Source organism: Thalassoglobus sp. JC818, assembly GCF_040717535.1.
Classification (GTDB): Bacteria; Planctomycetota; Planctomycetia; order Planctomycetales; family Planctomycetaceae; genus Thalassoglobus.
On the sequence record NZ_JBFEFI010000015.1, the window covers coordinates 25,095 to 46,386 of the forward strand.

The following is a 21,292-nucleotide window of genomic DNA, read 5'->3' on the forward strand; positions in this document are numbered from 1 at the left end:
GTCCTCAAAACGCAAATTTCCCGGACTGTGCGCCGTAAACACGTTCTTGCCGTGTCGCATCGGAAAACTCCGGTCTAGCAGTAAAACACAGTATTTGAATGTGCTCCTCATCTGCTTCATCAATTGAATGAAGGACAGCTGCTAAGGCTCGAAAATCCTCTGGCACCATCTCTGCTGACCCCGGTTGGTCTACCAGTAGAAAGCCTGGGTGTCGTCCAAAGCCAGCCTTGCAGCCGAGTCGCATCATAGCCAAGAAGAAGGCAAGTTTGAGACGCATACGTTCACCCTGATTTTTGATTCCTGTGAATCTCACCTCTTCACCGTGCTTCGTCAATTTCACGGTACCGAGTTCAGAACATGTCACATCAGTGATGCTCTCCGCTCCAATCTGACGTGCAACTTCTTGCGTAAGGCAACTTAGGCTTTCGAGTAATTCTTTGTTTCTGCGTGACGCTTCCTTTTGCAGGATGTCGCGAGCCTTCTTCAATATTCGCCTCTTCGATTCATCGAATGCCCCTACTTCTTGAAATTCCTTCAAACGATGTGTCGTCGACGAGATTTGTGAAGAAAGCTGTCCTACTTCACGCAATAGTGTGTCTCTTAGTTCATCCTCTTGCTCAGTCGGTAGCGCCCGAGTGAGTTTGGCTTTCGCGGATGCTTCGAGGTCCTCAACGTCTTTGCGCAGTTGTACGACCTCACTTCTCAGAGCCTCTGCCTGTTGCCTCAACTGTTTCCTGTTTCCTTCTTCATGTGAAATCTGCGCGGCGATCTGCTCTGCTTCGGATTGACGAACGGCAATCTCGTCAGGTGTTGCATCATTCGCAGGTTTGTTGCATAAACGGCAAAGGTGCTCGTTCTGCTCTCGTTCAAGTTCCTCTGTGGAAACCTCCGAATCGCAGTTAGGGCAAAGGCTGACGTTGAGCCCAGTGAAGTGGAGCTTCAACGCAATCAATTCCTTGATCTGTGTTTCTCGTGAGCGGAGAAACGAGAGAGACTCAGCAACATCTGCGATTTCTCGTTGACAGCTTTCCTCTTGTGTGAGCCGATCGCGAATCATCTCTTGAACAGCCGTTATTTGATTCTGAAATCCCTCTTCAACAAACTTCTTTCGACGCACCGCGAGGTCCCGTTTCATTTTTCTGAGCCGATCCTTTACTTCGGTCTCCTGTTTCTCCAAGTCGGCAAGTCGTGATTGCAAACTCTTTCGCTCGTCCGCTGTGGATTTCTCCAGTTTGCTTTGCTTTGACGCTTCAACACCGAGCCAGTTGAGTTGCTCAACCAAATGCAAGCCAAGAAACGTGGAAAAGATCAAGCCTTCCTGGTTACCAAATGAGTGTTCTTTGTCGCAAAGCAAGTACTTGTCGCTGCCGTCTGGAATTTGAAGTGCCTGAAAGTAAGTGAGCCAAGTCGTACCCGCTTCGCTAGGACTGTCCTGGTCTCTTGCTCCAGGAACGGACCATGCAAGTCGAGAGAGACCAATCTTGTCGAAGAAAAAACGGCGGAGGGATTCTTGGAGTTCGTTCTTGTCAGGTGCTCTAAATACAACTCTAGACTTCGTTGGGTCGTCGTGCAGTTCGATGCCCTTTGGTCCCTCGTAGAGGACACCGAGCCCGTTTTCTGATTCTGGAGAGCACGTGATAGCAATCAGGAATTGTTCATCGTTTATCGAAAACCACAAACGTATGTTAGTGATCCACTTCTTCACATCTGCATCGTAGTCATCATCGTCGCCTGTCAGCGCGAATCTGATCGTCTTCAGAATTGACGACTTTCCCACATCATTATCTTCGATGAGAAGCACGTTGACACCAGGGCCAAAGTCTTGCGCGTAATCAATAGGCAGCGGGTGCTCTTCATTTGCAAGAGTTTTCGATCCGCTGATTTCGAGACGCACGATCGACAAATGGCATACCGGCCGAGCAGGTGGGTCGGCAAGGTGAACTGCATTCAACTCGCTGCGAATGTCGTGCAGTGAGATTTGCTTTTGAAATTTCTTGGCGAAACCGGAGTGCACTTTCTCAATCAACGCCTCCAGATTCAAAATTGGTTCAAGCGACATCAGTAGCCTCCTCGGTGAGCGTCAGTGGTTTCTTGAAGACCTGCTGATAGTGTTCTATCACTTCGCGAATTGGGAGGTCGGGGATGGTTCGGGCTAGTTGAGCATGGCGGTAGGTCGGGTGAGAGTATTGAAGATTGCGGATGTCACTTGCGGACAAACCATCATAGAAATGCTGTATTAGGCGAATGCGATTGTCGTACCACTTTGCATGCTCTAAGGACTGAACCAGTTGATCTGCAACCAACTGGGCTTCGTTGGATAGGAAGTAGTGTTTTTGCGGCTTCCCATCACGTCGGCGTTCGATCCCCACGTACACCAATCCACGCGCGTGCCACCATGCCTCGACTTCATTCAAACGCTCGTGTGCTCCGTACCAGAAGCGGCGAAATGGTTGAGTCCGCAGTTCAGGTTCCCGTTCATTTAGAATGGCATGAACTTCCCGTTGAACGTCATTAGGATTATTGGCTGAAGCAATGTTCAAGCGGTGGAGCTCGATGAGTTCATAGGCGAAGTAGCCGGGATAGCGGACTAGAAAGTCGAGTTTCTGTAACTTGTATTCAGGGGTGAAATGCCTTTCGACGTCTCGCTGGGGAAAGAACTTGCTCTGTTTGAGTTGTTCTTCACAAGGGGAAGAAAAATGATGGAGAATCAGCAGGAGTCGAGCTGCATCAACTTCTACAAAGCGTTCGGGGACACTGCCTCCAATAAATCGCTGATTCTCATTCATCGTTCATCTCCTTTCTCACTCGCTCTCAACTCGCATCAACCGTTCGACCAAGGCTCTACCTTGTTGCAAATCACGGGCTCGGAGTTCTTCTACGTGCCATGGGGGATCGCAGTTGCGGAGATGCTGACGAATGAAACGATCTCGGCGGCGGCTTCGGTCGCCATCATGGAATGCGGCTCCGTCGATGTAGATCGCAAGTCGTCGATCCGAGACCGCAAAGTCTGCAACCGACAACGTCGAACCGTCAGAGGCCGCCCCCAATGGAACCTGCTTATCAGGATGGAAGCCGTGTTCTTCAAACAGGTCGAGAAATTTGGCTTCCAGCGGTGAACCGACGCCACGTCGGTAGGCATCCAGCCAAGGTCCGGGATCGTCGAGATCACCGGTTTCCAATGGTCGCTCAACTGGCGCGGCAGCGGCAAGTTCGTCGAGTGCCGGTATCACTTGCGGCCACGACAGGTCATCGTGGTACCGCTGATTGTGGTATGCCTTCAGGCAGCGATAGCAGGCAGAATCGCAACCCGGGTGATCGAGATGCTCCAGCGTCCGCTCTGCAACCATGTGGAACAACTGTGCCACACGGTGCAGGTAGCCGCTACCGCCCAAACTCGGATCAATGAAGGCTAAAGACAACATTTCGTAACGGAAGTTTTGTTCGTTGATTTCCCACGGACCTTCAAACTCGAAGTCCAGTTCAGCGGCGTCGAGCATAAAATGGTGACGGATTCCGTTGAGCAACGAGAAGCCAAGTGTCACTCCGAATGATTTCCACGTTTCCGGTTGCGTACCTCGCGGTACGGGTAGCATCAGACGCAACACTTCCACATTGCTGGAGGTTGTGATCGCGACCGACTGAGGCGCACTGCCAAGCTGAGGACACGTATCGGCGTGACCGTTGTTGTTTTGGTTGCCTTGCCGGCCCGCATTTCGTCGACCTCGGCCCTGCACCTGAGCTGGTTGGGCTGGCGTCAACATCCGACCGCACGATGGACACACGAGATACCCTTTTGCGTCGCGATGCAGTACTGGTAGGCCCGACTGCAATTCGTTGACTGTTGGTTGTAAACCCTCATTCACCCAACGGACTTCTTCATTCTGACTGAGCCGTAGCGCCCAACCCGGACCGACCGTCCAGCGCCCCGTCACGCGATGCCCTTCGCCGCTCCACTGCGGATACACCTTCACAACATTTCGTACCGCGTAGCGTTCTTCTTCGTCAAGAATCGGACGCTCGTCCTTCTTTGCCAAGAAGCCGGCAAAGTCGAAACTCGGCAATGATTGTCCCGGTCGGGAATCACGACAGCGTGGACAGCGAGGTTCTTGTGCGTGGTATCGCAGTCCGCAGGAGCTACACAGTCGGTAGGTCCATGTCGAAACATCTGATCGAGGATTCCATGGGGACGCGTTATCCAGACCAATGACCTTCCATCGGCGTCGCCGAGCGTACACGTGAGCATCTGGCTGAAACTGGCCGATTCCAAACCGACGCGTCACGGAGATCGGGTCTTCTTCGTGATCGTCGCCCAGTAGACGCAGCGCAGCTGGCTCAGACGGAAACTCGTATCCCGGCAGCAATCCGAACTCGGCGAACCGTCTCAGCGGATAACCGGCCGAACGGTCGTCTGCGTCTTGCTGATTTGTGCGTTGATCCGTTGGAATGCCGAGGATTCGAGCGACCAAATCAGCTGCACGAGTGCCGGCGTGGCGACGTTCCAACGTCTGGGTGTAGTGCTCAAGTGCTTGCCTGAGCTCGATGACCTGACGAGCCGTTGCGTCAAATACGAATCGAATGCGATCCGGCAGGGCCGCGAGCAACGCACGCAGGTCATCGTCAGTAAGATTTGCTCGGGAAAGCACATCGGCCCCCCACGCCTGACGTGCGACTTCAATGGCATGTCCCACCTGAGCCGTAACACCCTCGATAAGCGCGTTGACCGCCTCATCTTTCATTTCGCCCTGAGGTCCGACATAGTCGATCATGCGACCGGCCAGCCCCGGCTCAGCAGAACCAAGTACGATCGCGTAGAGGTGGCGAATCAAGACATCGCGGTTGCCCAATGAGACCGCTGGCGCAGGAACTTCGCCCGCGATCATCTCCCGTGGCTTGTCGTAGAAGTATTGATCGTGCGGCGTACTTCGCGCATACCCGAGCACGATTCCAACCCGTGAACGACGGCCGGCACGTCCGCCGCGTTGTGCGTAGTTGTCCGGCCGAGGTGGCACATTTCGCATGACCACCGCGTCCAAACCACCAACGTCAATTCCCATTTCCAAAGTCGGAGAACACGCCAGCATGTTGACCGGTGATTCGTCGGCGGGAGCCTTGAAGCTCTCTTCAACCTCAGCACGATCGGCGGTTGTAATCTGGGCCGTGTGTTCCTTTGCGACCAATGGAATGGCTTCACAATTTCGGATTCTCCGCACATGTCGATTCTGGTCGACTGCCGCGTTGTCCCATGTGACCATCAGCCCGTGACATCTGGGGCACGGAGCATGCACCGGTGCTCTCGCCCGAACGTCACCACAAACTTCGCAATGAACACGCTGTTGTTCGGTCAGCAACTCAAGCCGTATCACCTCCGAATTGACTTGCAGCAGATGCGCCCGGTCTCGAAAGCCGTACAACTCGACATCGGTGACAAAGCTACCGTCGCGAAGAAATGAAAGAATGTCCTCGGCAGTCTGAGGATTCAGTTGCGTGACTCCTCCAAGTCGATCCTGCAAATGACGAATGATTCGTTCGACACTCGGCCCACGGCCGCCAACACCCGGTCGTCGCCATGCGTTGTGATGCTTGATACCTGCTGGCAACTGCGCACCATCCATGTTGGCCACGACTTCTCGCTGCGGTGTCAATGGATAACCCTGCGGCAGCTTCATCCGCCGCTCCCATTCAGCTCGTTGAAAATGCTGCGGACAGGCGATGTGCGCCGGATGGTATTGAAGCATCGGCCGGCTCAACGCACCCCGCGTGCGCATCTCGTCCAGCACAACTCGACACAGATATTCCAGTTCCCCGAGGTTGATGCCGAGTGTCCCGGCCAGATGTTCGCCGCGAGCCTGAACGTACTCATCAAGTCGGTTGTAGCGGACGCCAACAAGTCCAAGATTGAACAGCGTACCACGGTATCCGGCATTTACTGCCAGCTCATCCAGCAGCGGAGCTTCTTCCCACACGGCAATCCGATCCCTCGTGTCGTCAGGAAGCCATCCGGTATCCTCCGGGACGTATGGGTTGTCGTGATGAGTGACTGCCAGTTCACTGAGTGCTTCGACTGCTTCCTGAATCCGAAGTACGCCGCGCGACTCCAGTAATTCGACCAGACGTCGACGCATGCGGTCATAGCGACTTGCAAAGATGACGAATCTCGCCTGATGAGCAGCATCCTGTCGGCTGTCGCTGAATACGAGCAGTCGCTCTTTTCCATCGTGCCCATCTTTGCCTGCGTTGGCCTCCGCGAGTGTTTCGACCAAGCCTTCGCCGATAACTTTGACGGCTGCCGATGTGCCGAGCGCGACGGGAGTCAGCACACTGCGACTACCGGCTGTTCCGCCGCAGCAGAGACAACGTGTTCGCGCCGGAGCAAGCGTCACCTGCATCCGATAATCCGCTGGATCATTGCTGAACTGCAATGACGTGGGGTCGATCGAACCCATCCGAACCTGCCGCCCGCGAATCTGAGCGGGAACTCGTTGCTGGCCGCGCCGTGGTGGAGCCACGTTGCCCGCATCATCATCGTCATCGTCGTCATCAACAATCGCAGGAAGATTGAATCTATCGGGTTCGTATAGCATCCACTCCGGCTGGTCAGAGGTTTCCGGTCGCGGCCGCAACGGCTCGTTGTCCGGGTCCCCCATGAATGCCAGATAGTCAGCTCCACAGTTTCGACACAAATACAGCGGTGCTGTTTGATGTCCGCAATCGCCGCAGCGTTCCTCACCCATCGGATACAGTCTGCCGCAGTCAGGATTGATGCACCGATGAAATTTCCAACCTCCGCGCAGGAATCGGTGAGCCCGAAGCCGCAGGGCTCCTGGTGTTCCGTCCGGTAGTGCCGCTCCGACTGTCAGTGCGGCTTCCACTTCGCGAGTGAGTTCTTCAACCGAAGAGCCGGAACGCTCCGCGACAGATTCACGTACAGCCTCCACGATCTGACTGATCGACATCGGACGCCGAATCAGCCAGTCATTCAAATCCCACAACAACTTGTAAGAACGAGCAGACTGCTCCAGCGACGCCCCGGACGTACCTGCGAGCTCGCTAAGTGCCTGCTGAATCGACGCGGAGTCTCCGAAGTCCAGCCCACGAACGTCAACAGGATTTGCGGGTGACGGATAAACGGCTTCGCTAGGGACATCGACCGATTTCAATTCCTCACCCAGAACGACGATTGACCCACGTTCAGCACCGGTCAAAGTGCCGAAGAATTCCTGAACGGCTTCGTCACGCAGTCGAATGACTTCTTCACGCGACAGGCCATCCTCGGCAAAAGATTTGATCGTCGCTGATGTGCCGACTGCTACGAGAGTCGGGAATCTCTTCGGCCGTTCCTCCGCCGGAGGATTTGGGTTCCAGTCCTGTCGTGCCCGTTCAAGGTGAGCCTTCAGTCGCCGCGTCAGTAACGCAATGTTGCTGCCGAGGATTCCGCGATACGAGTGAACTTCGTCCAGAACCAAGTAACGGCAGCGGTGATTGGCGAAGATGTTCTCACGGTCCGCCGGACGCACCAACAGATATTCCAGCATCATGTAGTTCGTCAGCAGAATGTGCGGCGGATTTGCTCGCATCTCCTGCCGAGTCTTCTGCGACGTGGAACGATCATACTGCTCGACTTTGATGTCTCCGAAACCAGCTTCTGACAGGTACTCCTCGATACGCAGCTTTTGGTCGTTAGCCAACGCGTTCATCGGATAAATCAGAATGGCCGTCAGCCCGGACTTCGGGAACAAGGCCGAATCTTCAAACGCATTCTGAATCACCGGTAACAGGAAGGATTCGGTCTTGCCGCTACCGGTTCCCGTGGTCACAACAACCGGCCGAGCACTATTCGACAGCAATTCGTCGATGGCTGCGGTCTGGTGAAGATAACCGCATGGCTGCTGAGTCCGTTCTTCCATCACTCGCGCGAGGGCCGGTTCGATCGGCAGGTCCCGCCAGTTGCTGCCGTCCACAAACGGTCGATGGGCCTGATAGAACGGCTCCTGAGCCAGAAAGCCTTGAGCATCGAGTTCCTGTTCCAGCGCGGCTCGCAGGTTGGCGTCCTTCGCGCGGAATTCGGTTTGCAGGTAATCCCGATATTCGGAGATCACATGTTCGAGTGCTCGGATGGGATGGAGAGTTGCTGCCATAGTTACTCGCTAAAATGCTCCGCGATGACTTGATTCGCCTGAGTTGTCACGTCTGTGCCCTCAAAGGTCTCGACCAGCCGCCCGGGAAAATGTTTCTCGTACCACTTCTTCTTGGTCTCCGTGTGATTCCGATACTTGTCCTGATCCAGTCGGCCCCAGTGCTCCCAGAAATACTGCTCGCCGTTCCACGTGATTGTGAAGTCCGGCAGGTAGAACGTGCCGTCCGGCGCGAACAGCGGCTCCTCGTAGCGAAACAGGACTTCACGTTCCGCAAGCATGTTGGTGATGATCACCTCGGACTTTGACCGCACAACGAATTCCGAAAGCGTTTCATGAATCTTGCCTTCTTCGTACCACGCCTGAACATTCAGCATGACTTCAGGAATCGGCGCGAAGTCAAAGAGCGACGCATTGATACAGACCAGATGCGACCGTTCCCGGCGTCGCATGTTCAAAAGCGGGCCAATGTCTTCCTGAATCAGCAGCGTGCAGTGTTTGGCGGCGCGGGTTATTCCTGTGTAGAACAACTCCGGCGACAGCAGCGTGTCTTTGTGCTTGGGCACGATAAAGTAAACGTGATCAAACTCGCTGCCCTGTGACTTGTGAACCGAAATGGCGTAGGCCAGCTCAAGGTGATTCTCCACCTTGGCATCAGGAATCCATTTGTCGTCTTTGTCTTTACCCAGCTTCGAGCCGTAACCAACCCAATGCTTCTTACGCTCGAATACAACCTGAAAATGTTTCAGTTGGAATTCGCCCCATCTCCATTTTTTGCCATCAAAGCCGTGAGGCTTCACGTAACCCAACTCGCCGTTGAAGACCTCAACTTTCTCGGACGTCCTTGTCTCCGGGTTATAGCCATAAACCGGCTCGCGATTCGACAATGAACGGTTGGTGATCTGAATTACCTTGTCGAACAACATGACGCCGTCCAACTGCCGATTGAAATCCGGCTGTTCATCTCGGGCGATTCCCTTGATGTGTTTCTGGATTTCTTCGTTCAGCGGCTCCGTGCCGAACAATTCCCCGCGATAGGGCGAAATCACTTGGTTGTATTCGGCTCGCTGTCGCTTGTAGCCGTTGTCGCCCTCCGTCTCGCAGGCCTTCTTCCACAGATCGAACGGGCGATCGGGATTCAGCGACTCGTTGGAATCCCGCTCCATGTCACGAACCATTTCATCAATCAGCACTTCCGAAAGCGTTTCGGGGTCGTTCCAGTAGACGACCCTAAGGTCTTTGTCGACGTCGCCGCCGTCCTGCACACGCTTCAGCAATTCTTCAGCGGCCGCTTTTCCATCGTCGTCTTTTTCGACGCCAGCGCGTTGATAAGCAGTCGCGAGTTCAAGAATCGCCTCACCGCGATCAAAAACTCGATTCTCCATCTGCCGGATGTTGATCATCAGCTCAGCGTAGCTCTCCGGCTGGTGCTGCTTCAGATAGTTGATGATCTCCGCGAAACACTTGCCGCGTCCGATCGGAGGCAACTGGTTGGGGTCACCGACAAGAATCAGACGTTGCACGGCGGACCAGTTGATGGCCCGGAACAGCGTCGTCATCAGTTCCAAGTCGAGCATTGAGGATTCGTCGACGATGATTGTCTGAGCCTGCTCCTCTTTCTTGCCGCCGGACCGTTTGAAGGTCATATTTGGATTGAGCCAGCCGAGCTTCGCCAGAAACGAATGGATCGTCACCGCATCTTTGCCGGTCTTTGACCGAATACGGTCAGCCGCCTTGCCGGTCGGGGCGAGCAACTTGAACGACGTTCCCGAACCGTGAGCCTTCTCGATCGCCTTGATGAGCGATTTGATGACAGTCGTCTTGCCGGTGCCGGCACCACCGGCGAGCACAGCCAGAGGACGTGGAAAGATTCGGGAGCAGACTTCCACCTGTCCCTGAATCGCCTCACCGTATTCTTTAGGAGCCTTGCGATTCAGATCAGAATCGGTATCCATCAGAAACGATTGCCAATGGCTCTCAGTCACTGGGGATTTGAACGTGATGTCCGGTCGCTCGACCAACTGCTTGATTTGTTTCTCAATCTCCCGTTCCGATTCGTAGACGTGCTTCAGGTAGAGATACAGCATGTCGTCCAGCGTTCGGTAGGTGATCGCTTCGCAGATGTCTTCTTCATCGACCTGAAGGTAACGCTCTGTGAATTGATGCGACTTCCATTCGGGATAGAAGCTTAGCCGATGGTTGACGTCGTGGATGATCTTGCGAGCCGGCAGGAAGGTGTGTTTGTCCTCCCGCTTCAAATGTTCGACACACAGTGCCCGCAGTCGTTGCCAGTCGTCAACTTCGTTCAGAGGCTCGCCGCCAAGATCAGGTGACGGAAACACGCCGTGATCAATGCGGCTGAAGCTGATCGAATCATCGACATCGTCGCCAACGTATTCCTCGCAAAGCAGGTAGGGATTCTCGCCGACATCTTTCAACGACGAATAGATGCCGTTCTGTGCTCGCTTGTCGGACAAGATGCTCTCCAGCTGATCCGGCCGCAATGCGAACCGTGGGAAAACGTCGGTCAACAGTTCCCGGTCAACGTCTTCTCGCAGCTTCCACTGGCGGGCGATCTTCTTGCGGTCTTTGTCTGTCAGTTCCAGTCCATCCACGGACTTCGTGTCGCCGTTCAGCATTGCAAACAAGCCCTCACAGGTTTCCTGCTCTTTCCCCCGTTCGACTTGTTGTTTCCAGAACGGAATTGCCTGTTGAAACCCGATCAGGTCCAGTACAGCCGGAACGCCGGGATAGAGCCCGCGGCTTTCCCACAATTCCCCCACAAGTGATTGCAGCCACTTCGATCGAGCGGACCAGTCCTCGGACTTATCACCCATCTCCTGCAACGTGCCGGTGATCTCCAGAAACCGCTCGGCGATGTCCAGCAGATCGTCATCGGAAATCACACGCGTGGCGTACTTGAACAGCCTTGTATTCTCAGGGACGAAAGCAAACTGTTGCAGTTTCTCAGGATCGTCTTGGTACAGATGATAGGGCAGGCGGAATCCCTGATCGGGATAATGCGACGTAACATCACATTGCCAGATGAATCCGCCACCGTACTTATCTTTGATCCGCGGCTCGCTGTCCTGAAAGAAGCGAATCTTCGCAACTTCCTTGATACGCGAGATGCCGACAATTGCGTACTTGCGATCGTCGTCCTGATTCAGCGGGTTGCTGTAATTTGCGTAGTAGACGATCAGACTCTTGTCGTTCTCGATCTGAGCAAAATAGTCTTTAGCGTTCTGAAGTCGCTGGTCGTAATCGAAACCGCCGCCACGCTTTTGGACATCGTCGCCATACATTTCCTCATACGGCCAGATGCAGACTGTGCTCGGTTTCAGGGTCCAAGTCTGACGCTTTGCGCCACCATCAAAGAAATCGGGTGGGTCGGAGTAGATGTCAAAAGACTTGTCGCCAAACGCGTTGATACTGTACATGCACGGAGGCACCTCACCGGGCAGCTTGGTACAGCACTTGCCGGCGTTCTCCTTTTCGTAGCCAAGGTCGCGTTTCTCGCGGATCAGCTCGCCGGGGTACGAATGGCGACCGACGCAGTACACGTTGGAAGCCGGGTCCTGACAGACTCTGCCGTTCCATCCATCCTGATGCCATGCGATGCGAGCTGAAATGTGTGCTGTCATGGTGTGTTCTCTAAAGTTGTCCCAAAATCCATCCATCGGTGGTCGTTGCATGCGGCGATCGCAGGCTGCCCTCGCTGCGATAGTTTGTCACAACGTCCAGCATTGAGCAGACGCCGACAACGGCGTCAAACGGGTCTTCTCCATCCGCCGTCGCGCCAAAACCGTCATCAAGTTGAGCGAATAGCCCATCAGAAAATGTCACTGGCCTCTTGGCGCACCAGCGGACCATTTCCGTGCCACGCAAACGGCGATCTTCCTGCCTGCGTTTACTCCAGTTGCCGCCACTCAAACTGAGATGGTGATACGATTCGGCTGGATAGGTCTCGCAAATGACGATTCGTTTGGTCCGCAACAGGTCATTCAGCCGACCATCGAAAGGCCAGATACCGAGTTCATCGCCGTAGTGCTGGATTGCCGGCGCGATCAGGTCTCGCCAGCCAATAATTGCAGCGCGTCCCACCTGTTTCGCACCGAGTGTCCAGAACAGCCAGCAGGCGTTCGCACGGTCGTCGGTCGCGCGGTCACAGTCCCGCAGCAGATCGTCCATGCTGTTGACACCGAGTCCGGCGACCAACTGATCCTGAGCCGTTCCGCCGGGGGCATAGGGATAGAAAGGACGGTGGATGGAAATCTCATTCGCCTGAGTGGCGAGCGTGTAGAAGTCAGCCCACGGCCCCTGACCAAAAAGCTGTAAGCCCGCTCGGAACGAGTTGATACCGGCGAGCTGGCAATAGGCAGCAGCTAAGCCAATCGGGAAGTCGAAACCAACCAGCAGAGTTTCATCCTGTTCGCACTGCTGCAAGAGGCAGTCGAAGAATGTGCCGAGATCACCGACACCCGTAGCTTCACTAACCGAGTAGTGCCCGAATTGACGCCGCGCAACGGACATCATCCGCTTGGCAGGATCAGTCCCCCAATCGGCGTGTACTACAATTTGTGGCGGATTTCCGTTCATGTCTTAGCAACAATGTCTAATCACGTTAGTTTTGGTCCGACAAGTTGGAATCGCTCAGCCACTTGGCGCGACATTTGGTCCCGAGAACCAATCCTTGTTCCACTCGATGTTGCTGGGCGGTGTGGAGCCATCTGGAATTTCAATCTGTTCCGGTGGCACGATCACGACTGGGATTGGCTCAAATTGAATGCGTGGTGTCGGTTGCCCGTCTTTGACATTTTTCAGCCAGTTCTGAAGGTGCTTCCACGCGTCGCCTAATTCGGCAAGACAGTCATGCCAGAACGCAGTGTGGAAATCCTGTACAAACTCTTCTTCGACCCCGTGCTGCGTCGGCCAGTTCGTTTCCTTCGTCTGTAATAGCCGCACGTTGAAAGTCAGTGCTCCGTCGCTGACCTTCTGCGGAACAAGCCGAGAATGAATGAACTGAGTTCGTCGGTCGTACACATCTCCAAGCAAGGGATACTTGATCTTGATTTGTTTGCGACCGGCCTTGCCTTCTTGTTCGATGTCTTCGTCATCGACCAAAGTCGTGATGAGATCAGCGTCCTCGAACGCCAAAGCCAAATTATCAATGCACGAGCCGAGGCTTTCCCAGAAGGTTGCGGAAGCTAAGTGAGCATCGAGCAACAACTCAGCCAGCGCTGGCCCCGTGGAAATCTCCTCCGCGATTCTTTCAATTCTCTTCTTTGATTGGAGAGCGTGATAAAGTCGAATAAGCGCGGTGTAATGACTACCCGCGAAAGGCATCCATTTCTCCTCGACAATCGAGCCATCTTCCTTTCGTTGGGGATAGACAAAGTCTGCCCATACGTCCGCGTAAGCGTAGATTACCGGTGAGAGTTCCTCATGATACGCGCAGATCACACGTTCCAATGGGTCTCCCGCGTGGTTCAGTAGTGCGAAGTTCTGTTCTGATTTCATAGGCTTACTTTTTCGCAGTCTTCTCCGGTGTGCCGGTGAGTTTGAATTCGCCGTTGTCTTCTTCCTCGCCGGGGATGGGGAGGTTGATGACGGGTTCGGGCAGGTTTTCGTTGAGCGGGATGTCGTGATACGGGTCGTGCTTCTTGGTGAAGGCTTCGAGCCCGATGTCTTTGAGTTCGTCGAACGCCGCCAGACACAGCTCCGGCGCGGACGGATAGCTGCTGTGACTGAATGTCGACAACACATGCTCGTACTGCTCACGCGTCAGGCCGTAGGCATCCGCGACGACGGCGTCCATTTGAGTGCGAATCTGCCATCTCTCGTCCTCGCTCTGCAAGGCTGGCCATGAGAAAACGTCTCGACATGACTCCCGCCAGTTTTCTCCTAGTTGCTCATTCCAGAGTGGAAGGTACCGTTCATCCTGTGATTGATGACGAAGCGCACCGTGCGCGAGAAACAGAGCCCGTAGTTTGTCCAGCTTGGGTATGGCAACTAATCTGAGGAGAAACATGTTTACTGTGGCCGCGACACGCAGCCGCAATAAATAATCGGCGATAAAAGTATTGAGTGCCGCCATACGCGCAAGGGCATTTGAGTTCGGTCGTATCCAAGGTGACCATTCGGCTGGGCATCCTTCACTCGTGATTACGGCTGGCGGCAACAATGCCCAAACCATTGTGCGTTCATTGGTCGAACTCGCGAATTTCCGATAAGCGCTTCGATAGTAGGTCCCGGTCTTGAACCAGCGCTTGCGGCTTTCAAGCACTGAAACAGGTACTACATATTGCATCGCCGGGGCAAAATGGACGTCAAAATGCCAAAAGCACTTTCCTTCAAATAGGGGCAGCACTTCCAACGACAATAGCTCGGAGTGAGATTTTGAGGTAAGCCATCCGCCGGTCTTCTTGAAGCGATCAATCGGCTCAAGTAGATCACTGTGATTGGTTAGGTTGACCTCAGAAGTTGAAAACGCTTGACCCTCGGAGTCCCAATTCTCTCCGAGCAGTTGTGCGCGGCGTAGACATGTACGGCATACCTCAAAGTCAAACGGATTACTGAACTCAGAGAAGGCAAGCAAAGCTCCACCAGTCCTTTCAACGAACTCCTTCGAGAAAGTAAAAGGAGGTTCTGAGGTCATGCCCTCAAACAACCAGCTGTCGTCGTGTAGGTAGAATCGACAGGGAAACTCGTGCGTAGGACCGGTCTTTGCGGCAGTCACGACTGCGAATTTGAAACTGCTATGGATTTCAAAAAGCTTTCTCTTGTTCTCAAAAGAGTAGCAACACCCCAATTTCAACTCATTCAGGTAGAGTTGCCTCACGCCAGTCGCGCCTTCATTCGCATGGAATGCCGATGGGACTACAACGCCCGTCATCCCTGACTTATCTAACAATTGTGCATTGCGCTCCATGAAGACACGAAACAGGTCTAAGAATCGCCCCGCAAGGTCTCCTTCAACCTGGACCTTCTGATACGAATAAAGCGCATCGAACACACGCTTCGTTTGTTCAAAACTCTCTACATATTCGTTGAATGAGACAGTGTTCTCTGGAACGGATAGAACTTTCGCTTCAATTTCATCGCGTTCACGCTTGTTTGAGGCATTCAACTCCTCAAAGTCGAAACTCGCGAACCATTCTTTTCTTTTGATCGTGACGGTATCCCATGGCGGATTCCCCAGAATCGCGTTGAAACCTCGCCGACCAAATGGCACTCCTGTGGGGAAGAAAACCTCAGGAAAAGCGAGGTCATATGGCAGCGCAGGTTCAACGCTCGTGGATTTCATGGCGGCCGCGATTGAAGCGCGATCATTCGGCAGTTCCGTGAGTCCTAACCCCCGACAGACCATGGACAGGACTTGGCGTGATTCAATTCTGCTCGGAAGCTGTCCGGTATCAGCAATCTCACTCAACAATTGAGAGTACGCGTGATCATCGCACTCATCTGGCCCCAACAGAACACCGCCGCACCATGCAGCCGCGACTATGCGAAATGGCAATAACTTGTCATCGAGTTCGGCTTTGACATTTGCCTTCTCAATGAGGTCTGACACGGTGCTGCCAACACTTGCGTCGAGTTGACGCACGTAGCGAATCGCTTCAGTGATCCCCTTCTGAAATCTCAGGTTCAGCCCATCGGCGAATAAGCCTTGGATAAGTTCATCTGGTTTGCTTGGTCGGTAGACAAGCTGATTCCAGAACGGGCCCGTCAGTGAATCGCCAAGAACCAATCTGTGATCTAAGAACGTCAGGGGCATTCCCTCGGCATGTGACTCCAGCCATAAAGCTAATTTCGCCAGCTCCACCGCCAGCGGATTTTTGTCGACGCCGTACAGGCAGTGCGTCGAGACGAGTCGGCGGCACAGCGCTTCGGCTCGCTGCTGAGAGTAACCCGTTTCTTCGCCTTCTGGTGATCGACTCGGCAGATACTTCAGCATCTCGTCATCGGGATCGGGAAGTTCGATAACGCGCTGACGCCACTTGGCGGCTTCTTCCAGCGCCGCTTCGCGTTCGGCCTTCTTGCCTCGTTCCGCACGCCGTTCGGCGGCCATTGCGTTTTCATCGCACAGGCGGCAGGCTTCATACAGGTGATGACCAAGATAACGGCATGCTTCCACCAGAAAGTGACCGCTCCCCATCGCCGGGTCGAGCACTTTCAGCTTCAGAATCTCCAGTGGGTTGGGGTCTTTCTGCGGACTGCGTTCTTCCACCTGCGGGCCGAGCGTTTCCTGAACAAGGAAGCGTACGAACGAATGCGGCGTGTAGTACGAACCACTGGCTTTCCGCCCCAAGCCAACTCGCAGATAGAACTGACCGGGTTCGATGCGTTCGATCCATTCCACGCTGGTGCCGCTGGAAGATGATTCTTCATTATCCGTGGGGCGATACTTTTCGCCTTGTTCGAGCGGAACGACCACTTCCAGCTTAGATCGTCGCAGCCGGCACATCGGTTCGCCGGAAATCCCCGGCTCCAGTTCCAGCAATGCTTCGTAAACTCGACCAAGGTCTTCCACGTCCAGCGGACCGTAATGCACGCGTTCCCGCGTGTCGGCTCCTCGACGCAGCGGCGTCCACAGCAGCCGGTCCAGCAAATGAGCGACCGCCCGTTCGCCCCACTTCAGTTTGGCCAGATGCGGTGTGGTGTTGAGGCCGAACAAGGCACCACCGAGCGGTTTGACCATCAGCTCAGTGCATTCCAGCCCTTCATCAAACATCTTGAACAGATTGCGCAGTCCCTGCTCCAACAGACTGCCCGTCTCCGCTCCCTGTTCCAACACCTCGCGAGCATAACCGGCCAGCCCGATGCTGGGTGAGAACGTATTACGCCACAGACTGGTCGACGCGAACGTAAACGACTGGGCTGGATTGTCGCTCGATTCCAGCTTCAGAATGAATAACAGCCGGTAAACCGTAATCAACCCTTCATGCCACAGGTCTTTGGCAAGCTGGTCTTTGTCTTCATGCGACTGGAACCATTCACGATTGGATGGGTGGTCGATGATTTCCTGAATGAACCGTTCCACCGCCTGCCGCGCCTGAACTCGCAGTTCCTTGGTGACGCGAGCCTGTTGCAGTCGGGCTTTATCAACCAGATCGGGCAGTGCTTTGACGCCGGCTGGTGAGGCCAGCGCGAGCAGTAACAAAAGCGAATCGGGCAGGTCGCGGCTCCGCTTCCAGCCAGGATCAATCGGAATGGTGACCGTGGAGTCAGGTCGGGCCGGATCAGAGATCAACAGCATCAACTGTATGCCGTTAGTCAGCAGTCCAAACCGTTCACCAGAAGCTAACAACACTCGCTGAGCAATTCGCAGATGACTAAATCTGTATGCGCGGCCTCGCTTGGACGGAGCGAACAGGTCTTCATTGAACGACGTCACCCACAATCGCAGCTTGGATTCGCCGTCTTCGGAAACCAGCAGCACGCCGCCGGCTTCTCGGTCTTCCCGAGTTTTCACATCCGGTGCTGATTCGACGTGGCTGTATCCCAGCAGTTCCGTCAGCGGTTCGATCACGTGATTGCGAACTCGCAACGCGCCACCACTGGCCGCCAGTGAACGCAGCTTGCGGCGATACCCGTCCCAGAACTGTTTGAGTTCTTTGCCTTCCTTACCCGTCGTTTTTCGCAACAACTTGTTTCGCTTCAGCTCTTTTTCGAGCTCAAACTTCACGAAGGGATCAGGCAATGCCGGCCCCTGAAACTGACAATCGGAAAAATCGAGCGGCATCAGTTCACCTCCGGCAGCAGCATGAGGATTCCCAATGGCACAACTTCCGGTTCGCGTAGGTCAGCAAGGGCGTCCAATTGCTTGATTCGCTGTTCGTACAAACGCAGCACGCCTTCCGCTTCAAAACGAGCGCCGGTTGATTGATTGCGGTCGGTGTAAAACGCCGCCAGTCGCTCAGCAGGATCTTCGAGTGTCTGCCATGCTGCTTTCGGCCCACTGTCCCCACTGTCTTGTTCGCCGAACAGTTTACGCTGTACCTGCGTTGTACGGCCGGTGCCGCTGATGTCATCGCATCGTGATTGCAACCACTTCAACTGCTGGTCACGTTCGCGACGCAAGGCCTCGCCGCGTTCTTTGACGAACACTTCGGCAAGCGGCTGAAATCCTTCCACTGCCGTCGCAGTCGCTTTGTCGATGACCTCTGGAGCCCAGTTTTCAAAGTGGTCTTCCCACAGATCAGTCGTACGAATGGCTTTATCCGGGTTTGCGAAGGTTCGCCAATCGTCCGCCGAGTCGTACATCGTGGTCTCACCCGATTCCGTGATCCGCACGGCCAGCACGCGTTCCAGTTCGCGGCCTTTCTGACTGGAGACACGTCCTAAGAACGTCAGCAGCAACTGCGGATTGGGCACGTTGGCGTTGACCGCGCTGGCTCGCGGGTCCTCACCGCGTTCGGCTGCTCCCCCAAATGACAGGTTGCGGACACGATCGAGGGCTCGCCGGACAAGCGGGTGAGCCCGGCCAAGGAATCCGACTGAGTTGCCTTCGCCGTCTGATGTGACGGTAAGGTCTGCTGTAAGTCGCACAAGCCGCGTAGTCGGATCGTAACCGGGAAGATCATCCAGTCCGTGTTGCCATTGCGGCGGAATACGGACGGCAAAGCTGGCGTCGTCGCGACGGCCGAGGACTTCTCCACCGTCTAGCAGAATGGCATCACAAACGAATGACGCCAGATCGACGCTTTCCGCTTTCGCTCCTTCGTCGTGGGCGTCTTCGGCCTGCTGGACAAGATAGTCTTCTGCATTCAGTCCATCATCGCCCAGCCATGTGTTGGTGCGGGCAGCTTCGCGGAATCCTTTGAGCGAACGGTCGATTTCTTCCAGCAGTTCGCGGGTCGCTTCGTCGCTGCCTTCGTTTTCGTCAGCATCGGTGAAGTCCAGAACTTCCGGTTCTTCCTGAAAGAGTCGTGTGTCTTCATCCATCAGGCCCTTGAGCAATCGGGCCTGCGTGGCGTCAACAGAAGTGGTGACTCCCAGCGTGTTAGGTACGAAGGTCAGGCTGGCTCGCTGTTTTTCATACTTCGCGATCAGCCGCAACAGGATGCGTTCTTCAAACGTGCCTCGCAGATACAGATACTTCACTTGCGGCTGAAAACTCTGGCCATAGCGGTCGATGCGTCCGTTTCGCTGTTCCAGCCGATTCGGGTTGAATGGCAGCTCCAAATGAATCAGATGGTGGCAGCGTTGATGTAGGTTCAAACCTTCGGCCGCCGAGTCAGTGCTGACCAAGATCAGGTTGTCTTCGACTCGGAAACGCTCGGTGGTCGCCGCACGTGTGGCGTCGTTGTCCGTACCGCTCATGCTGATCACAGGACCGACTTTGGCAGCTTTGATTGCTGCGATGGCAGCCTGCTGGCTGTCGACATATTCGGAGTAGATCAGGATGTTGGTTTTCGGTTCTTCCTTGCGGATCGCACGAATCGTCTTGATCAGCTCGAGGAGCTTCGGGTCCTGATCTTTGGCTGTGTCGGCGATGTCGATCAGGTTGTCGAGGTGTTCGACGACGTTAGAGACCTTGGCCTGTTTATAAGAACCACGACGCAACTCACGCTGCATGGCTGCCAGTTGTTGAGCGACGTCTTCCGCTTCAAGGAAACTGCGTTCCTGTTCCTCTTCTGCCGTGATCGAACCAAAGCGTTCGATCTTTCTTTCGTAGTCACGTATCGTGCGGACTCGCTGACGACGGGCTTCCTGTAACTCGGCCGTGTCGTTCAGGAATTGTTGGAAGCGTTCAGCCACGACACTCAAAGTTCGCTGGCACGCCACCACCGTTGACACACTTCGTTTCAACAGAGCGATCCAAGCGAGCACGTCCGCGTAACTCTTGTTGCGGAATGCTCGCCGCAGCTCGGGAGACACGAGGTCCAGCAGACCGCGTTGCAGTTCGACGAACTTCTCCTGAGCATCGACTTCGGGTGTGACGGCAACAGGCGTCACGACTCGTTCGGGAAACAGCTTCTTCTTTTGTCCCTCGTTGTTAGGATCATCGACAAGAATGTGGGACTTGAGTCGACGAACAACGTGGGTTCGGTAACGATCTTCTCGCAGTGAACCGCGTCCATCGACCAGCGATGGGTCGAGCAGTTCACACAATGACGCGAACGAACGATCGTGGCCGTCATGAGGCGTGGCCGTCAGCAACAGCAGCGAATCACACCGGCGGGCAAGCACTTCCGCCAAACGTCGCCGTTGGGAGTCTTCTCGATCTGGTGACGACCCGACGTCCATGCAGTGGTGTGCTTCGTCAATAGCAACGATGTCGTAGCTGGCACGCTCAAGTTGATCCAGCACCCGTTCCTGCTTGAGAAAGTCAACAGAGACCAAACCGAGCGGTACGTGATCGAACGGATTCGATCCGAGTTCCGTTGCGCGGCGGATTTCTTCCAGCTTCGCGCGGTCAATGACTTCGCAGCGAAGGCCAAAGCGTTCCGACAATTCCAGCTGCCACTGCTTCATCAGCGGACCAGCGGGCGACACGATCAGGATGCGGTGAGCCAACCGGCGTGCCACCAGCTCTGTTATGACCATGCCGGCCTGAATTGTCTTACCAAGGCCGACACCGTCCGCGAGCAGCAGCCGCACGCGACTCATCCGTATCGCACGAAGCACCGGCACCAGTTGATAGGGCTCAATCCGCAGTCGACCGGGCTGAACGGCAAGCAACGCATCAGGGCCGAGTGCCTGCTCCAGCAAAAACGCCTGATGGTAAACCAGCCAGTTGGCCAGAGGTGCCGCACGATCGGGCTGCAATTCATGTCGGACCGGTTCGATCTGCTCGAATGGAAACAGAACGTCGAGTTCATGTCCGTGAACCGCGTTCTCCAGCCCGCGAAGACGATAGAGAGTTTGTTGACCGAGGCTTTCACTCGATACGACTTCCCATCTCAATCCACGTGCCTGAACTTCCGTTCCCGGAAGTAGCCCCGTTTCGCTCATTCTCCATTCCTTGAATGTTCAATTTTCTTCAGGAGCCGATCGAGCTCCGACTTCTTGTACAGGCGGTAACCGTTTAGTGGATTACGCCGCTCCTTGATCTTCCCATCACGGCCCCAATTGCGCAGCGTATTTGGCGTGACACCCATATACTCCGCTGCTTCCTTGATGGTCACGTAGTCTTGGAGGTTGTTCATGACGTC

The 21,292-nt window shown here is 54.8% G+C and carries 9 protein-coding genes; all 9 read right to left on the minus strand.

What is annotated here, in order from left to right; genetic code table 11:
* Positions 1-4 precede the first annotated feature (4 nt).
* The 9 genes from AB1L42_RS22620 to AB1L42_RS22660 are packed head-to-tail and all read right to left on the minus strand — an operon-like array spanning position 5 to position 21,286.
* A complete protein-coding gene (locus AB1L42_RS22620; RefSeq protein ID WP_367062011.1) occupies positions 5-2,059 on the minus strand; it encodes a hypothetical protein in 2,055 nt (684 codons plus the stop codon).
* The gene (locus AB1L42_RS22625; RefSeq protein ID WP_367062014.1) at positions 2,049-2,786 is read right to left on the minus strand and encodes a hypothetical protein; all 738 of its coding nucleotides are present in this window, start codon (positions 2,784-2,786) and stop codon (positions 2,049-2,051) included. The genes AB1L42_RS22620 and AB1L42_RS22625 overlap by 11 nt, the downstream gene beginning before the upstream one ends.
* 15 nt (positions 2,787-2,801) lie before the next feature.
* Entirely contained in the window at positions 2,802-8,135 is a 5,334-nt protein-coding gene (locus AB1L42_RS22630) for a DEAD/DEAH box helicase (RefSeq protein WP_367062017.1), read from the minus strand.
* A gap of 2 nt (positions 8,136-8,137) precedes the next feature.
* Positions 8,138-11,776 carry an AAA family ATPase gene (locus AB1L42_RS22635; RefSeq protein ID WP_367062020.1) on the minus strand — a complete coding sequence of 1,213 codons (3,639 nt, stop codon included), beginning with the start codon at positions 11,774-11,776 and terminating at the stop codon, positions 8,138-8,140.
* A 10-nt stretch (positions 11,777-11,786) separates the two neighbouring features.
* Positions 11,787-12,731: a DUF429 domain-containing protein gene (locus AB1L42_RS22640; protein WP_367062023.1), complete on the minus strand. Its 945-nt coding sequence runs from the start codon at positions 12,729-12,731 to the stop codon at positions 11,787-11,789.
* Positions 12,732-12,785: 54 nt separating this feature from the next.
* Positions 12,786-13,652 (minus strand): hypothetical protein, encoded by an 867-nt coding sequence (locus tag AB1L42_RS22645; RefSeq protein ID WP_367062026.1) that lies wholly within the window; start codon positions 13,650-13,652, stop codon positions 12,786-12,788.
* A 4-nt stretch (positions 13,653-13,656) separates the two neighbouring features.
* Positions 13,657-17,877 carry an N-6 DNA methylase gene (locus AB1L42_RS22650; RefSeq protein ID WP_367062029.1) on the minus strand — a complete coding sequence of 1,407 codons (4,221 nt, stop codon included), beginning with the start codon at positions 17,875-17,877 and terminating at the stop codon, positions 13,657-13,659.
* Positions 17,877-21,092, minus strand: a complete 3,216-nt coding sequence (locus AB1L42_RS22655) for a helicase-related protein (protein WP_367062032.1) — start codon at positions 21,090-21,092, stop codon at positions 17,877-17,879. The genes AB1L42_RS22650 and AB1L42_RS22655 overlap by 1 nt, the downstream gene beginning before the upstream one ends.
* On the minus strand, positions 21,089-21,286 hold the full coding sequence (locus AB1L42_RS22660; RefSeq protein ID WP_367062035.1) for a helix-turn-helix domain-containing protein: 198 nt from the start codon (positions 21,284-21,286) through the stop codon (positions 21,089-21,091). The genes AB1L42_RS22655 and AB1L42_RS22660 overlap by 4 nt, the downstream gene beginning before the upstream one ends.
* Positions 21,287-21,292: the final 6 nt, after the last annotated feature.

Excerpts from the sequence above, each read along its gene's own strand:
- AB1L42_RS22620 (WP_367062011.1), bottom strand. The coding sequence starts at position 2,059 with ATGTCGCTTGAACCAATTTTGAATCTGGAGGCGTTGATTGAGAAAGTG.
- AB1L42_RS22625 (WP_367062014.1), bottom strand. The coding sequence starts at position 2,786 with ATGAATGAGAATCAGCGATTTATTGGAGGCAGTGTCCCCGAACGCTTT.
- AB1L42_RS22635 (WP_367062020.1), bottom strand. The coding sequence starts at position 11,776 with ATGACAGCACACATTTCAGCTCGCATCGCATGGCATCAGGATGGATGG.
- AB1L42_RS22645 (WP_367062026.1), bottom strand. The coding sequence starts at position 13,652 with ATGAAATCAGAACAGAACTTCGCACTACTGAACCACGCGGGAGACCCA.
- AB1L42_RS22660 (WP_367062035.1), bottom strand. The coding sequence starts at position 21,286 with ATGAACAACCTCCAAGACTACGTGACCATCAAGGAAGCAGCGGAGTAT.
- AB1L42_RS22650 (WP_367062029.1), bottom strand. The coding sequence starts at position 17,877 with ATGCCGCTCGATTTTTCCGATTGTCAGTTTCAGGGGCCGGCATTGCCT.
- AB1L42_RS22630 (WP_367062017.1), bottom strand. The coding sequence starts at position 8,135 with ATGGCAGCAACTCTCCATCCCATCCGAGCACTCGAACATGTGATCTCC.
- AB1L42_RS22655 (WP_367062032.1), bottom strand. The coding sequence starts at position 21,092 with ATGAGCGAAACGGGGCTACTTCCGGGAACGGAAGTTCAGGCACGTGGA.
- AB1L42_RS22640 (WP_367062023.1), bottom strand. The coding sequence starts at position 12,731 with ATGAACGGAAATCCGCCACAAATTGTAGTACACGCCGATTGGGGGACT.